The 16226-nt window shown below is 56.3% G+C and carries 10 protein-coding genes; 2 read left to right on the top strand and 8 right to left on the bottom strand.

All coding sequences use genetic code 11. The features are described from left to right. The 8 genes from VMJ32_02120 to VMJ32_02085 all read right to left on the bottom strand — a co-directional run. On the bottom strand, nucleotides 1-390 hold a 390-nt coding region (locus tag VMJ32_02120; protein HTQ37792.1), incomplete at its 3' end, for a hypothetical protein. Next, complete coding sequence (locus VMJ32_02115; protein ID HTQ37791.1) at nucleotides 391-2571, bottom strand: tetratricopeptide repeat protein; 2181 nt, start codon at nucleotides 2569-2571, stop codon at nucleotides 391-393. 117 nt (nucleotides 2572-2688) lie between these two features. Beyond that, on the bottom strand, nucleotides 2689-4518 hold the full coding sequence (locus tag VMJ32_02110; GenBank protein HTQ37790.1) for a tetratricopeptide repeat protein: 1830 nt from the start codon (nucleotides 4516-4518) through the stop codon (nucleotides 2689-2691). 130 nt (nucleotides 4519-4648) lie between these two features. Continuing rightward, on the bottom strand, nucleotides 4649-6595 hold the full coding sequence (locus VMJ32_02105) for a tetratricopeptide repeat protein (GenBank protein ID HTQ37789.1): 1947 nt from the start codon (nucleotides 6593-6595) through the stop codon (nucleotides 4649-4651). A gap of 203 nt (nucleotides 6596-6798) precedes the next feature. Then, nucleotides 6799-8715, bottom strand: a complete 1917-nt coding sequence (locus VMJ32_02100; protein ID HTQ37788.1) for a PQQ-binding-like beta-propeller repeat protein — start codon at nucleotides 8713-8715, stop codon at nucleotides 6799-6801. A 29-nt stretch (nucleotides 8716-8744) separates the two neighbouring features. Beyond that, nucleotides 8745-11231: a PQQ-binding-like beta-propeller repeat protein gene (locus VMJ32_02095; protein HTQ37787.1), complete on the bottom strand. Its 2487-nt coding sequence runs from the start codon at nucleotides 11229-11231 to the stop codon at nucleotides 8745-8747. Nucleotides 11232-12269: 1038 nt separating this feature from the next. Then, entirely contained in the window at nucleotides 12270-12893 is a 624-nt protein-coding gene (locus VMJ32_02090) for a hypothetical protein (protein ID HTQ37786.1), read from the bottom strand. Between the two features lie 90 nt (nucleotides 12894-12983). Continuing rightward, nucleotides 12984-13187: a hypothetical protein gene (locus tag VMJ32_02085; protein ID HTQ37785.1), complete on the bottom strand. Its 204-nt coding sequence runs from the start codon at nucleotides 13185-13187 to the stop codon at nucleotides 12984-12986. Nucleotides 13188-13469: 282 nt separating this feature from the next. On the opposite strand from VMJ32_02085, the gene hemE reads away from it, so the two are divergent. Continuing rightward, nucleotides 13470-15479, top strand: coding sequence for a uroporphyrinogen decarboxylase (gene hemE / locus VMJ32_02080; protein ID HTQ37784.1), 2010 nt, complete (start codon nucleotides 13470-13472; stop codon nucleotides 15477-15479). Nucleotides 15480-15524: 45 nt separating this feature from the next. Then, entirely contained in the window at nucleotides 15525-16064 is a 540-nt protein-coding gene (locus VMJ32_02075; GenBank protein HTQ37783.1) for a molybdopterin-dependent oxidoreductase, read from the top strand. Nucleotides 16065-16226 lie beyond the last annotated feature (162 nt).

Genomic DNA, 16226 nt, shown 5'->3' with positions numbered 1-16226 from the left:
GACAATCAAGCCCAGCAACATCGCGGCCAGCAGGTGCACCGCCAGGTTGAAAGCATGGTAGCCGGCCGGGTTCAGCCCGCCGAAATGGTAATTCAGCGCCAGGCTCAGGTTCACCAGCGGCCGGCCGCTGGTGGGCAAGTCTTTGGGCGGATTCAGCGGCCCCGGCTGGCCGCCGGCGCCCAGCAGCGGCCACAGCCGGACCAGCGACGGATTCTGCTCCACGCTGGGCGCATCATCGAACACCAACGGCGAACCCATCGCCCGACCATACACCCACCACAACACGCCAAACAACATCACCACCGCCCCGGCCCTGACGAACAGCGTATTTTTTTCCCAGAGAAGATTTGCCGTCCCCGGTCGCTTCAAATGGATTGCTTTGCCTTGCATTTACTTCTCCACGGCCCCGGGACGATGGGCCAGCAACCACGAGTCAATTTGGGAGGCCAGCAGGGTTTGATTTTGTAGGCGGGCAAGTTCCAAAGCGGTTTGAGCCGCACTAATGGCGTCGCCGGTTTGGCCCACGGCGGCCTTCGTCATGGCTAAATTGACGTACGCCTGCACGTAATCGGGCCGCAAGTGCAAAGCCTGCTGGTACTGCTCAATCGCCTCGTCCATTCGCCCCACCTTCGCCAACGCATTGCCCAAGTTGCTGTGTGTTTCCGCGGAGTCGGGTTTTAATCGCAAGGCTTGCTGGTATTGTTCAATGGCCTGCGAAATGACTCCCGATTTGGCCAACACGAGGGCCAAGTTGTTGCGCGCCTCGAAATAGTCGGTTTTGATGTTCAGGGCCTGCTGAAATTGCTCAACGGCGTCTTCCAGCCGTCCGGAATTCAAATAGATGGTTCCCAAATTGTTGTGGGCTTCGGCGAAGTCGGGCTGATATTTAATGGCCTGTTTCAATTGCTCAAGCGCTTCCTGCGACCGACCGGAACTGACCAGCGCCATGGCCAGGTTGTTGTACGCATCAGCGTAATTGGTTTGCAGTCGCAGAGCTTGCTGAAATTGGTCAATGGCCTGGGACCATTGTCCGGCGTCGGACAAGCGAATGCCTAAGTTGTTGTGGGCCACGGAACTGTCGGGCTTCAACTGCACGGTCCGCTGGAATTCCAGCAGTGCTTCCGGCTTGCGATTGGCGTCGACCAGCGCGTTTCCCAAATTATTGTGGGCCAGCCAGCTGGCGGGATTTTTCTGGACGGTATCCTCGTACAACGCCAGAGGGCTGGCATACAGGCTGCTTTGCTCGCGAGCGAGAATCGTCAATGCCACAACGACGACGCCCGCCGAAATCGCCGCAGTCCAGCGAATTGGCGATGAAGATCGATCGAGAATCGACGAAATAGCCGCTCCCGCCAGCGCCACGACGGCGATCATTGCAATGTGTTGATAATGATCGGCCACCAACGAGTGCTTCATAAAGCCGACGTCGGTGAAACCCATCACGGGCAGCAACGCCACGCAAAAAAATACCCATGCGAACAATAGCGGCAGCACCCATTTCTGCCGCGACGAGTTTCGCTGCCACACCAGCACCACCGTGACCGCCAGCACGGCCAAAAGGGGCAGCCACCACAAAAAGTTACCGCCGTTGATGTCCCACTGGGGATACACAAACGACAAATTGATTGGCGCCACCGCCTTCGCCAAATAAAACCAGACTACCGCGCCGGCGCCCAACAACCGCTGCCAGAAAGTTGCGTCGCGGATGATTTCGCCCGACCCTTGCGTTTGAAACCAAATATCGACCAGCGTGAGCACAGCGGCGACCGCAAAAAACGGCGCACACCGCAACCCGTCGGACCAAGTGACATGGCCGCGCTGCCACCAGGCCAATAGCAGCAACACCACAGGCAATATTGCCACCGAGCCTTTGCTGAGCATGGCCAGGATGAATGCTACGAGACTCAGGTAGTACCAAATGCCGAATACTTCTTGACCGGCACTTGGGCTCTCCGCCCTTGCCCCACGTCTCTTCTCCGTTACCTCGTTTTCATTACTTCTCGTCCCTTGCTCTGCTTTCAGCCACCACAAAATCGACAACAAGAAAAACAACAGCGCCAATACATTTTTGCGCTGGGCAATCCAGGCGACACTTTCCACATTCACCGGATGCACGGCAAACAACAACGCCGCCAAAAAAGCGCCGGGAATGCGCAACCGCCGCAGCACCAGCCACACGAGCAACGAATCGACAATGTGCAACACCAAATTCGTGATGTGGTAGCCTGTCGGGTTCAGCCCCCACAGCCGCCATTCGATCCACAGCGTGGAATTGGTTACCGGCCAATAATCGGGAGCTTCTTTGGTGAACCAAAAACGATTCAGGCCGTTGGATGATTGGATGATCGAATTGTGCGTCAGCAGCAAGTCGTCATCCAGCACAAATCCGCCATGACGCGCCGGCCAGTAAGCCACGATTACGGCAGCGCTAATCAGCACGATGCCCAACCAATCACGATGGTCATCGACCCATTTGGTCAATCCTGGCAGCGCGGCATCACCGCGGCAAATTGACGAAGTTGCTCGAACCATTAAGGGCTTGTCGAGAGGCATGCTAGGGGCACGCGGCAAGGGTTTTCAATGCGAAATTAGCGCCGCGGAGAATACTTAAAAACCCTATCCCGCCGAAGCCCAATTGATTTGCTCTACGGAGGAAAATAAACCCGAGAAAACCTGCTAGCTGTATGACTACTGAGTGTGCAGGCTCGCGCGATAAGAATCCAACCACGCTTGGATTCTCTGTACCAGGTCCGCATTTCCCTGCGATTGCGCCATGTTCAGGGCTTGTTGGGCCGTCTCTACCGCTTCGGTCGAGCGTTGCAGTTGCGCCAAGGCGGTGGCCGCGTTGGCGCAAGCATCGGCATAATCGGGTTTCAATTGCAAGGCCGCCTGATATTGCGCCAGCGCTTCTTGCGGCTGCCCGACGTTGGAAAAGGCCACTCCCAAATCGTAATGAATCTCGGGATCATCCGGATCGCTGTTTAAGGCTACTTCGAAGTGCCCAATGGCTTGCTGAGGGCGGTTCAATTCCATGAGTGCACGACCGTAATTATCTTGCGCTCGTCCATAACCCGGCGTGAGCGCTAGAGCTCGCTCATAAAACTCTATTGCTTGGTCAGGGTGGCCGGTCAGCGCTAACATTGCGCCTCGGTTATTTAATGCCTCTGGGTCATTTGGGCATTCAGGATTGTTTTCCAAAACTCCGGAATACAGCGGCACGATATCACTGTATTCCCGGCTATGGTTCCAAGTTAGCCACATCATCGTCGGCACAATGACCGCAACTGGAATCAATAAAGCAAAATGAGCGGAGCCGACAGCCAAGTCATATAAATTTCTCCAGCATGCTGCAACCAGAGCGAGAATTCCTAACATGGCAAGTTGTTGATACCGATCCGCCACAGGTGCATACTTCATAAAGCCTACATCGGTCAAGCCAAGCGCCGGCAACAAGGCGATGCAGAAAAACATCCATGCCATAAGCAGCGGTCGACCCCAGCGAGTTTCGCGCCACCAAAGGAGGACCGCAGTGAGCGCCACGGCAGCTCCTGTCGGTAGCCACCATCGAACTTCATTGGTTTGAACATTCCACATCGGATACATGAACGAAAGCCCAATCGGCGCGAGCGCCTTCAGTAAATAAAACCACACGGCACAACCCGCGCCGGCCAAGCGTTCCTCCAAGTCCAGGTGCCGAATCGGATTAGTTCCGTGGGTCTGAAACCAAATATTGATTGGGACCAGAACCGCCGACACCAGCCAGTACGGCAAACTCCGTAATAAGTCCCAGCGCGTAATGTGCCCGCGTTGCCACCAGACCATCAACAGCAACACGGCGGGCAGAATCGCCACCGATCCTTTACTTAACATGGCCAACAGAAACATGAGCAGGCTAACGCCATACCACAACGTGGCCCGAAAGCTTTCGCCGGAGCTCGCACGCTCATTTCCGTGCGCTCCGCGTGTTTGTTCTGCTTTCAACCACGACGAAATCGACAACAAGAAGAACAATAAGGCCAATACACTTTTTCGCTGCGCGATCCAGGCCACTGCGTCGACATTTACCGGATGAACCGCGAACAATAATGCCGCCAGAAACGCTCCGGGCAGTTCTAATTGCGTCAGCACGAACCACACCAAGAGCGAATCGACAACATGCAGCAGCAAATTCGTCGCGTGATAACCCGTGGGATTCATTTCCCACAGTCGCCATTCCAACCACAAGCTACCATGGCTGATTGGCCAAAAATCGACCGCATGGGTGGTCCACATTTTGGCCCATCCATCGGGGGCTTTTATCAACTTGTTTTGAGTTAGAAGTACGTCGTCGTCCAAGAGAAAACCACCATGGATCGACGGCCAATAGACCAGCAATGTGCTGCCTGCAATCAGACAGATTCCCCCCATGATTTGCAGTCGCCGCCTACCCTGGCTGCGCATTTGCGTGTGCCAGGACGAAGCATTTTGAGAGGCCGGATCGTTCGACAAATTAAAGCCCCGGGGCGTAGATTGGCGCATGATAGCCCTGAGTGGATTAGGGGCAGCAAACAGAGTTGTTTGATAGCAAAGCAATTACAAAACAAGCAAAGCACTGCCGGGAAATTTTGAACGCGATTGAATTCACAGGTCTGTTGTGGCAGGAGTGTCTTTAGTTGGCAGTTTTCGCGGAATGTGTTAAGCAATCTTCATAGTATTTTAGTCGCGCGGCAATGCCCTGGGCCATTTTGGTTTCGTTGTGCGAACGGGCCAAGGTCGATGCCTGTTGTGCGATAGAAATAGCATCGGCGTATTGCTTCAAAGCGGCATACGCCGACGCCAAATTCACATAGGGTTGGATAAAATCCGGATCGATTTTCAGGGCCTGCTTAAAGTGGACCAGGGCTTCAGTAAATTGACCGTGCGAAGCCAGAATCAGCCCCAAGCTGTTTTGAGCTTGAGGAATGTCGGGTTTTAGCGCTAGGGCTGTGCGATATTCTTGTTCGGCCTCGGTGGAATCATCTAAAGCCTCCCAGGCCGCCCCCAGGCGATAATGGGCGTAAGCATAATTTGGAGAAATTTGCAGCGCTTGTTGGTATTGATCGATCGCTTCCTGCGGTTGATCTAAATCGGCAAGTGTGTCGCCCCAGTGGAAATGTGCTTCCGCGCAAGCTGGATTCAACTGCAAGGCTGTTTGGAAATGGGGAATAGCCTCCTGATATTTTCCTCGCCGCGACAATTCCAAACCGAGGTTACTCTGAACCAGCCAACTATCGGGATTTTTTTTCACCGTGTCTTCATAAATGGTTAATGCGTCGGCATACAAGGCGCTTTGCTGCCATGTCAAAACCAGAAATACAGTGCTGACGGCGCATGTTGCAAAGACCGTGGTCTGACGAACGGCGGCGCGCGGTTGTCGATAACCATAACTTACAGCCGCCCCTGCAAGTGCAACCACACTGATAATCGCTATCTGCTCGTAGTGATCCGCCACCAGCGAATAGCGCATATAACCGACATCCGTAAAACCCAGCACCGGAAGCAGTGAAATGCAAAAAAAAGACCAAGCAAAAAACAACGGTCGTGTGCGCTTGGCCCACCGCGATTTCAATGACCACATCAACAAGACGGTTACTACAAAGACTGCTGTCAGCGGCAGCCACCATAACCATTCGTCTGCTTGGATGTTCCACTGCGGATAAATGAACGAAAGATTGATTGGAATCAGCGCTTGGAACAAATAAAACCAGATCACAGCCCCCGCACCCAACATGCGCTGGATGGAAGTTACATGACGAATCGCGTCGACTGCGCCGTGAGTTTGAAACCACAAGTTGACCAGAGTCAAAACTACCGTCAATGCGAAAAAAGGCGCCGAGCGAACCACATCTTGCCAGGTTAATCGACCATACATCCACCACAGCAGTAAAATCAGCACCAGGGGCAAGATCGCTACCGAACCTTTGCTGAGCAGGGCTAGCAGAAAGGCAAGCCAACTCAAGGCGTACCACCATCCCGAACGTACCTGAGTTTCTTCTACGTTCTGTTGGCGAGGTTTTGTTGTGTGCAATTGTATTTTTGACCGCCGTTTTTCTTCCGCGAGCAGCCACCACAGAATCGACAATAAAAAGAAGAACAGCGACAGCACGTTTTTGCGTTGCGAAATCCAAGCGACACTCTCTACGTTGACTGGATGCACTGCAAACAGAAATGCGGCCAAAAACGAACCAGGAATGCGCAGCTTGCGCAACACCGCCCAAACGAGCAACGAATCAGCAACGTGCAATAACAAATTCCCGATGTGGTAGCCCGTGGGGTCCAATTTCCAAAGTCGCCATTCCAACCACAGCGTGGAATTGGTGACCGGCCAATAATCGAGTGCTTCGTTGGTAAACCAAAAGCGATACAACCCGTCGGGAGCTTTAATCATCGGATTGTAAACGAGCAGTAGTTCGTCATCAAAAATGAAGCCCCCGCCGTGTGCCGGCCAGTAGATGATCAACACGACAATGAAAATCAGTGCCGCCCCGCTGTATTTTTGAATCGGCGGCGTCATCCACTGCGGCCAAGAGCTTGCCGCGCATGTATGACTTCGTGAAGAATCATTTTCAAGTGGCATGAAGATCAGCGGCTTTCGTGCAATCGCGATCCGAGAACGGCAAATGAAATTTCCAAGTTATCCGTATTGCGGTTCATTTTACCTCGGTTGGATTACGAGTGTTGCACTTTTGCCGGATTTTCGGCTGGGCGCAGGGCAGATTTACGAATGTCCTGAATCGACGCTCGGTTCTTTACCAGTGAGATAGAGATTCGTCGACTCGATCAACTGCCAGGCGCGGCAATGGCAAACAGCAAGTTCCGCGTGGAGATGTACAACACGCCGTTGGCCACAATCGGCGTGCTGTAAATGCTGGAGCCCATGTCGATGCCCCCCGGCTTGCCGTCAGCGTCTTTGGAGATCAACTCCATGGTTTTGCCGAACTTGAACACCAGCATGTTGCCGTCTTCGTTGCCAATGAACACTTTGCCGTCGGTAATCAGCGGCGAGGCCCAACTGGCCGCCAGCATATCGTAGGTCCAGTAGGCTTTTCCGGTTTTGGCGTCGAGGCAATGGATGATGCCGCAGAAATCAGCCACCATTAAAATATCGTCTTTAATGGCCACGGTGCCGCAGGTGCGGTGCATGGTTTCTTCCGGATCGAGCTTGCCATTGCCGTTGAGATCTTGCCCTTCGTAGTGCCACACACAGGCGGAGTTGGGATTGGCGCGCGTAAAGTCGCCGTCGGCCTCGACGCAAGCCTGATTTCGCTTGGGCGGAATTGGCGTAGTCGGATTGGCCGAGTTGAACACCAGTTCCGGGCTTACGTCGCCGCGCTTCGTCGGATCGATGCACCACAAATGTCCGTTCCCTTCGCCGTGCTCCGGATCTTCTCCCACACCAATGTACACCAGCCCATTGTAAATCACGGGTGTGGCAATAATGTGATTTCGGTCGGCGCGATCGAGCGTGTACTTGGCTTTTTTCGGGTTGCAGTCGAACTTCCACAACAGCGTCGGTTTGCCGCCGGTGGTGCGCGGATCGAAGCTATACACCCAGCCGTCGCCGCAGCCCAAAATCGCCTGCGGCTGGCCGTTGATTACCGCATACGTCGGCGACGACCATTGGCCGTGCAACACGTTGGGTCCGGGCGAATTGTCGGTCCACAGCACCTTGCCGGTATTTTTATCGACGGCAATAAACGTGGGCGCGTACGGGGCGGGCAAATTGATGTGCGCTTCGTCCACACCGTTGCTGGTGTTCACAAATAGCACGTCTCCGGCCGCAGTGATGGAGCAGTTCGACATGTTGTGTTGCTGCGTGCCTAGTTGCTTCATCATGTCGAGCACCCAAATCACATCGGCTTCTTTGTCTTCTTCCCAGGCGGCGTTGGGATTTTTCTTGAGCGCCATTTCCCGTTCGTTGGTCACCGGGCCGACGTTCTTTCCGCCGCGCAGTCCCGCCGTACTTAGACACCGCACTTCTCCGCGGTTGGACACGTACCACAGCCGATCGCCTTGCACCAAGGGGGCGCTGCACACGCCTTCATCGGGCCAATCGTTCACGCGGCCGGTGGGAAGTTTTTCGTTGCTGTCTTGCCAGAGAAATTGGCCTGATTTTTCGTCGAAGCACAAGAGCACGCCCAAATCGACGTCGGCCGAATAGCGCTTCAAATACGCATGGCCGTTGTTGGTGCCCACGTATACGTGCCCGTTAGCGACCACGGGATTGCCGTAACTTTTGAAGCCCAGCGAGGCCACCCATTTGATGTTTTTAGCCCCTTTGTTTTTCCACGCGCCGGTATCGGCGTCGAATTCGCCGGGGTTCCAATCGGCGGGAATGTTTTTGGCCTCCGGCGTGTTGTTGCGGATCGACGAGCCGCCCCACATGCTCCAATCGTTCGGCCCCGCGCCGACGACTTCCGCCGCATACTGCGTGTATCCTTCGACGCCGGCCAACTCGCCTTGGGCGGTCGCGGCCTGCTGGCCGAGATTCATGCCTGCCCCTGCCCCGCCGCCGGAAACTCCGGCCGATGCATCCGCAAGTGCGTTGATCGGCGGCCCAGCGTTAATTGGCGGCGCGACATTTCCTGAATCGACGGCTTGATCCGCCCGCAGATTTGCAAGCGCCGCACACAATGCCGCCAAACTAGCAGGCACGATCAGAAATACCAATCGTACGCGAAATTTCGAATTCGTCACGTCGATGCTCCTCCTCAATTCACGTTAGCTCAGTTGCCTTGCTTGGAATCCTTAGCGCTGACTGACGGCGGCACATTGTTCGACACCACGCTCACATTGTCGATGTAAATTTCCGCGATAGTCGATTGGCCAAATAAACCAGGACTGCCTTGCAAATTTGGGACGTCGTCGACGGCTTCAATGGTCCACTGGTCAGGTTCCGGTTCGCCGCGAGGCCAAACTTTCCCTTTGAGCACGGCTTTGCCGCCATCCGTGCCGGCGGAAAATTTCATCGTGTACCATTTATTACCCTGCCAATGGAACGGAATGGTTTTGGAAAACCGTCGCGCCACTTGCGGCGGCCAGGAGCGAATTTGCAATTGCTGGCTGTTGCCCATCAGGTCCAGCGTGTACCGCTGCGCAATCAACCCCATGTCAGGCAAGCCCATCACCCGGTTTTCGCTGGTGCTGGTCGGGTTGATTTCCGACGCGCTGGGCGTGGAATCGGCTTTCGTCGCCAGTGGATTGACATCGACCGAAGTCGCCATCGTGGCTGCCGCCTGCGGTTTGTATTGACCCTGCAAATCGGCCTGGATCGTGTAATCGTGCATGTCGTCGGGGCCCATCCAACTTTGGCTGCGCGTGCCTTTGGGAATGGTGGTAATTTTCACCATCACTTTGTCGCCGTCTTTTTCAATAATTTTGTGGCGGTAGCGGGCGCCGATCCACGTCACCGGCGCTTCACCCGATTTCGGCGCGGCGGGATTGTTGGGATCGGCCTTCAGCGCGATGTCGTTGAAATCCCACTTCCACGGCAGCGGCGGTACCACACGCAACCGAGCCTGGCCCGAAACATCACCCACTTTGGCCGTGACGATGCTGGCAAAATGCGCCGGTCCGGTGGGCGCGGTGTAAACACCGTAAGCATCGAACGAACCGGGTCCGTTCACTTCCCATTTGGGCGTCTGGCTAACCGCCGGGTTCGAAGACGGCAATTCTTGTCCACGGTCGTTGAATAGTCGCACGTGGAATTGTTGTTTTTGGCCGGGCTTCAACAGCAGCTCGCCGGGCGTCACTTGCACCCAGGCCGGCTTGTCCGTATCTGAAGCTGCCGCCGGTTCTTCCTTTGGCGCGGCGGGAATTGGCGTGGCCTGGGGCTTGGTATCTTTTGTGCCCAAGCAGTACAAGGCTGATCCGGTGGGCAAATAAAGTTTGCCGTGCGAAACCGCCAACGAACCACTCACTTCGTCCGCATCGGGCAGCCGCATCTTCGATAAAAACTTAACGCCGTTTTCGGTCGGCTGCATCACGTGCCAGGCTGTAGTGGAACAGAGATAAATTTTCCCGTCGGCAAACAATGGCGATGCCCGCACAATGGTTCCAATAAGCTTCGTGGGCTTGTTGCCAACGAGTTTTCCCGATTCGGCGTCGGCAATATATAAGTTGCCCGAATCGTCGGCGCTGTAGACGCGGCCGTTGACGACCAGCGGCGACGACTTACTGGCCAAATCTTTCAGAATGTGCCAGACCTCGTTGGTTTTGGTAATATCGCCCGTGCCCGTGCCGCGAAAACAAACGAGCTCCCCGGCGGTGGCGTTGTCCAAATTTTCCTCACCCTGGGCCATATAGACTTTGTCGCCGATTACGGTGGGGGACAAATTCAGCCCTCGCCGCGACATTCGGAAAAACCACAGTGGCTTTCCGGTGCGCGGCTGAAAACCCCACACCGCGCCATCGGCCGATCCAATGACCATCACCGCTTGCCCCTCGATGACCGTGAAAACCGGCGTGCTATATACAGTATCTTCCGGTTTGGGCTTGGTGCTGGCGAACCACCGCACTTCGCCGGTGTTTTTATCCATCGCCAAAATTCGATGGGCGGGGATCGCGGTATCTCCCCAGCCGACCATCACGGCGTTGGCGATTACCAAATCTTCAAACAACGCCGGCGAATGCGTGCGGCCGCCGTAGGGGCTGACCATGCCGAACTCTTCACCCAGCGAGCGCGACCAAACGGTTTTGCCCGTTTCGCCGTCGATGCACGAGAAATACCCATTCACGCCCTGCGAATAAATGCGGCCGGTTTCCGGATCGCCCGCCAGATTGCTCCAGCCCACCCGTTCCGCCGGCACGTCGGAAAGAAACACATTCCAACGGTTCTCCCACAGAATGTTCCCCGTGTTGGCGTCCAGACAAATGACTTCTTCTTGTTCCTGTTTGGTGTCGGGCTTGTAGCGTACCTGGGTGTAAACCTTGCCATTCAGAATGATGGGGGACGAAATGCCGGCCGCCTCGGGGCGCTTCCAGAGCACGTTTTCCCTGGTATCGGGATCCCATTTATCGATTAGGCCCGTTTCCCGCGAAATGCGATTTTGTTCCGGTCCGCGCCAGTTGGGCCAATCGAGCGGATCGGCCGCAGTGCATGTTTTGCTGCCGCCGACTGCACCGAGCCAACCGACCAGCATCAAGCAACAAGATAGACAATTAATAATATGAGTGAGAATCGAAGCAGAAGCGGGCAGACGGCGGAATCGCATGTCGGGCTCCAGGCGAGGTCCGGTTATCCGGTATAGGCAAGGTGGGATACGTTTAGAATAAGCCTACGGCCCCACGAGAGCAAGCCGGCGAAAGGTGTCATACCGCTTGCCGAACCTAGCGATAACCGCCCGTTTCAAACTGCATTTTCTCAGACTCAGCGAGACATTTCGCCAGTGCATGTGCGCAGTGAAGGGCGCTGAAAATCGACGAATTCTTAGCGCCATGCGATGCTTCGCCGCCCGCTGATCCTGGAGTAGCCCCTGTGAATGCTCGCTCCCGTAGTCTGCCGCAGTGTTTTGTTCGCGGTAAATGTTTTCCCTTCCGACGATTACGATAACATAAACTGCGGAGGATTTTCAGGAAGTGCCTGATGTAATGTGTCAAATCGAACAGACTTTTACGAGCCGGCAAAATTTGCAGTCACTTCGGTCCCGACATAAGCGGCAAGAGTGCTACAGCTTTCGCGCGCGACAAGGTTTGCCGAACGGTTGCCGTAAATCATTTGCATAAAAAAACTTCGGGCAACTCAAGGGGCTGCTGGCGTGCGGCCGATACGACAGTTGTCCCTTGAAGAAATCGCGTGCTTTTGCGGCACGTAAAGGGCGCGCTGGACAACCGGTTCAGTTTTTCGGGTCAAGGAATGGCTCGGCTGGTCCCGGCGCAATACACCGTGTGGACCGTTGATTTCGATCCCACCTTACTCGGCTACCCGCGTCCGATCCCAACCGTTTGGCAACGCCGCCTCGGGCGGCCCCACCTGCCTGGTCGTACGATCGTTAGCGATGAGAAGGCCAACCGGCGCTGTTTGTCAAAACAGTGTCTGTGGGATGCGCGCAAAATCTACGGCCCAACTCGCAAAGGAGACGTTGCTCGATGAAACTGAAACTAGTTTTTGGTGCGCTCATGCTATGCATGAGCCTGGCCGGCCAGAGCTATGGGTTCGAGATGCTCGACCGTATGCTCGGCTTCGGCGACTCTGGCAGTGATTGCAACTGCTGTGAGCCAAAATGCTGCGAGAAAACCTGTTGTGCCGCAGATCACGCTTGTGGCTGTGAAAAATCTTGCGGTTGCGAACAGTCTTGTGGCTGCGAAAAGTCCTGTTGTGCCGCCCCGGCTTGCTCGAGCTGTGGCTGCGAAAAGTCCTGCGGTTGCGAATCGGCTCCTGCTTGCAGCAGTGCGCCTGCCTGCAGCAGCGCTCCGGCTTGCGCCAGCTGTGGCTGTGAGAAGTCCTGCGGTTGCGAAAAGAGCTGCGGTTGCGAAAAGTCCTGCGGTTGCAATAGCTGCTGCAACAACTGCTGCCACAAGAGCTGTGGCTGCGATTTGTTCGGTGGTTTCTGCAGTCTGTTCGATTGCCACCATTGCTGCAATAGCTGCTGCAAAACCTGCAACAGCTGCAGTAGCTGCGGCTGCGAAAAGAGCTGTGGCTGCGAAAAGTCCTGCGGTTGCGAATCGGCTCCTGCTTGCAGCAGTGCCCCTGCCTGCAGCAGTGCTCCGGCTTGCGCCAGCTGTGGCTGTGAGAAGTCCTGCGGTTGCGAAAAGTCTTGCGGCTGTGAAAAGTCCTGCTGTGCCGCTCCGGCTTGCTCCAGCTGCGGCTGCGAAAAGTCCTGCGGTTGCGAATCGTCCTGCGGTTGCTCCAGCTGCTGCAATAGCTGCTGCCACAAGAGCTTCTGCGAGAAGAGCTGCGAATGCCATTGCTGTGGCCCAGCCAACTACTGCTGCCTATTAGACCTGTTCAGCTGCCACAAGTGCCATCACTGCTGCAATAGCTGCTGCAACACTTGCTCCAGCTGCGGTTGCGAGAAGAGCTGTGGTTGCGAATCGTCTTGCGGCTGCGAGAAGGGCTGCGGTTGCGAATCCGCTCCTTCATGTGGTTGCAGCGGTAGCGCTCCGGCTGCTGCTCCTGCCGCTCCGGCTCCGGCTCCGGCCGCTGCCACCGGCACCGATGCCGCTCCCATGCCTCCGGCTCCCATGGCCGATCCTTCGGCTGCGATCCCCGGAACGCATCGCGTCGTCCAGGCCAGCCAGTATGTCCGTACGAACTAAGTGCGGCTTACGTTTCGATTGATTTTAACGCTCTGCCCGGTGTGAAAACGCCGGGCAGAGTTTTTTTATGCGCGGAGAATTCTCACTTCGTGATCATTCTTACGTCGTAGCTGCTGTCGTTTGACGGTGGTTCGCAAAACCCGATTTCCGCTTACCGCCTATCGTCTGTCAGGCTGGCCGATTAGCATGACGGTATGCCAGAACCGTCTGCTACCTTCGCCAATTTGCGTGTCGCTGCCTTCGAGAGTCGCCGCAGCGCCGAGCTGGCCGATTTGATCCGCCAGTATCGTGGCCAACCCATCGTGGCTCCCGCCATGCGCGAAGTGGCGATTCCCCGTAATCCGGAAGCGGTCGATTTTGCCAATCGTGTCATGACCGGCCAGGTCGATGCCCTGATTTTCACCACCGGCGCCGGCGTGCGACGGCTGGTGGAGCAAATTCAGCGGCACGTCGACCGCAGCCGTTTTCTATCGGCAGTTTCCGATGCCATGACCATTGCCCGGGGTCCCAAACCCGTTGCCGCGTTGCGTGAATTGGGCATTGAACCGCGCCACCAAACTCCTGCGCCGCACACTTGGCGCGAAATTTTACAGGTGGTCGATCGGGCTGTGCCGCTGGCGAATCAAACCGTCGGCCTGCAAGAATATGGCCAGCCCAATGCCAGTTTATTGGCTGGCCTGGAAGCACGGGGCGCCACGGTCATCAATCTCCGGCTATACCATTGGGAATTGCCGGAAGATACCGCCGCATTGTCAGCCGCGCTGCGGCAAATTGCCGATGGTCAAATTGAAGTAGTGCTATTCACTTCCAGCCATCAAATCATCAACGTGCTGCACTTGGCCCAGCGTACTGGGCTAGCAGACCAATTGCGACAGGGCCTGCGCGGGGCCGTGATCGCTTCCATCGGGCCCGATACCACCGCCACACTGCGGCAAAACGATCTGCCGGTCGACGTACAGCCCAATCAGCCCACGATGGAAGATTTGGTCGCCGCCGCCGCTGCAGAAGCGGCCAAAGTGCTGGCGAAAAAGCGCTGGCTGGCCTCCGTCGTTCCCGCGGAAGCAAAATCTCCCGGCCTCACGCCCGATTCTCGGCAGCCTTTGCCTAGCCAATTGGCCGACCAAATGAAACCGGCCGCGCTTGATCCGGCCGACCCGGTTTACGACAGTCTGTTTCTCAAAGCTTGCCGGCGCGAACCGGTGCCGCACACGCCCATTTGGCTCATGCGGCAGGCGGGCCGTTACATGCCGGAATATCGAGCGGTGCGGGAGAAAGTCGGTTTTCTGGAACTGTGCAAAAACCCCGCGCTGTGTGCCGAAGTGATGGTCACCGCCGTCCGCCGCTTGGGTGTCGATGCCGCCATCATTTTTTCCGATTTGCTGCCGATCTTGGAGCCGATGGGATTGGACCTGGAGTTTTCCGCTGGCGAGGGGCCGGTCATTCACAATCCGGTGCGCGAAGCGCGCGATGTCGACCGCGTGCTGGAATTGGAAAGTGTCGAATCGCTCAGCTTTGTGATGGAGACGGTTCGTCAAACCCGCGCCGGGTTGCCGCGCGGCCTGCCGCTGATCGGCTTTGCCGGCGCGCCGTTCACGCTGGCCAGTTACGTGATCGAAGGGGGCGCCAGCCGCAACTTTCTGAACACTAAAACGCTGATGTACCGCGACAGTGGCGCCTGGACCGTGCTGATGAGCCGCCTGTCGCGCGCCATTACGCGCTATCTTAACGCGCAAATCGCCGCCGGCGCGCACGCCGTGCAACTATTCGATAGTTGGGTCGGCTGTCTGAGCCCAGACGATTACCGTCGCTTTGTGCTGCCGCATGTGAAAGCGGTCATCGACGGCCTTGTGCCAGGCGTGCCGATCATCAACTTTGCCACGGGCAACCCGGCGCTGATTCCGTTGCAGGCCGAAGCGGGCTGCGATGCTGCGAAAGGCGCAATTATCGGCGTCGATTGGCGCATTCGACTGGATGATGCCTGGCGGGCGATCGGTTACGACCGCGCCATCCAGGGAAATCTTGATCCCGCCGTGCTGCTGGCCGATCGCGCCGAAATCCGTCGCCGCACCCAAGAAGTGCTGCAGCAGGCCGCCGGCCGTCCGGGGCACATCTTCAACTTGGGCCACGGCATATTGCCGCAGACGCCGGTCGATAATGTAGTCGCTTTGGTGGACGCTGTGCATGAATTGTCGGCCAATCGCTGATTGATTGCTATACTGTTTGGCGTCCCATGAAGAGGAGACAGCCGCATGCGATTTGTTTTTCTGGCGCTTGGTTTGATCGTCGCTTTTCCGCCGCGGGGAAATGCTGTTTTCGGCGCCGAAGCGGAAGTGATGATTGTTGACGAAGCGGGCCAATCTCACCGACTCACGGCCGCCGACATTGCCAAACTGCCGCAGCGCACTTTGAAGGCCAAGGCGCACGACGCCGAAAACGAATTCAGCGGCGTGTCGCTGGTCGATTTGTTGCAATCGGTCGGCGTTGAATTCGGCGACAAGCTGAAAGGAGCCCGCGCCGGCACGGTGCTGGTGGTGGAGGCGGCCGATGGGTATCGCACGGCGTTCGCACTGTTGGAAATCGATCCGGCCACCACCGACAAAATAGTGCTGCTGGCCGACAAGAAAAACAGCCAGCCGCTGGACGATAAGGAAGGTCCGCTGCGATTGGTGGCGCCGGACGAAAAACGTCCCATCCGCTGGGTACGCTGCGTGAAAACATTGCGGGTAATCAACGTGAAGGATTTACCGCCCCTGGAAAAAACTGCACTCACTGGCAGCAACCAAAATTGACGCTCGCAAAGCAAACTTTTATGCTGTGGGCGGTGTTTTGGCCCTGATTGAAGGACATGACCATGCGTGCGAAATGGATTGTGGGTGTTTTGGCATTCGCTGCGGCAGCGACTGCTTGCGCCGACGATGCCACGCCGACAGCCAAGGCGCAAGATAACGCGC

It is taken from the genome of Pirellulales bacterium (genome assembly GCA_035499655.1).
Lineage (GTDB): Bacteria > Planctomycetota > Planctomycetia > Pirellulales > JADZDJ01 > DATJYL01.
This window is presented reverse-complemented; position numbering and strand designations above follow the sequence as displayed.

Coding starts and splice junctions, on each gene's coding strand:
- VMJ32_02105 (HTQ37789.1), bottom strand. CDS start 6,595: ATGCCACTTGAAAATGATTCTTCACGAAGTCATACATGCGCGGCAAGC.
- VMJ32_02110 (HTQ37790.1), bottom strand. CDS start 4,518: ATGCGCCAATCTACGCCCCGGGGCTTTAATTTGTCGAACGATCCGGCC.
- VMJ32_02075 (HTQ37783.1), top strand. CDS start 15,525: ATGCGATTTGTTTTTCTGGCGCTTGGTTTGATCGTCGCTTTTCCGCCG.
- hemE (HTQ37784.1), top strand. CDS start 13,470: ATGCCAGAACCGTCTGCTACCTTCGCCAATTTGCGTGTCGCTGCCTTC.
- VMJ32_02095 (HTQ37787.1), bottom strand. CDS start 11,231: ATGCGATTCCGCCGTCTGCCCGCTTCTGCTTCGATTCTCACTCATATT.
- VMJ32_02085 (HTQ37785.1), bottom strand. CDS start 13,187: ATGGGAGCGGCATCGGTGCCGGTGGCAGCGGCCGGAGCCGGAGCCGGA.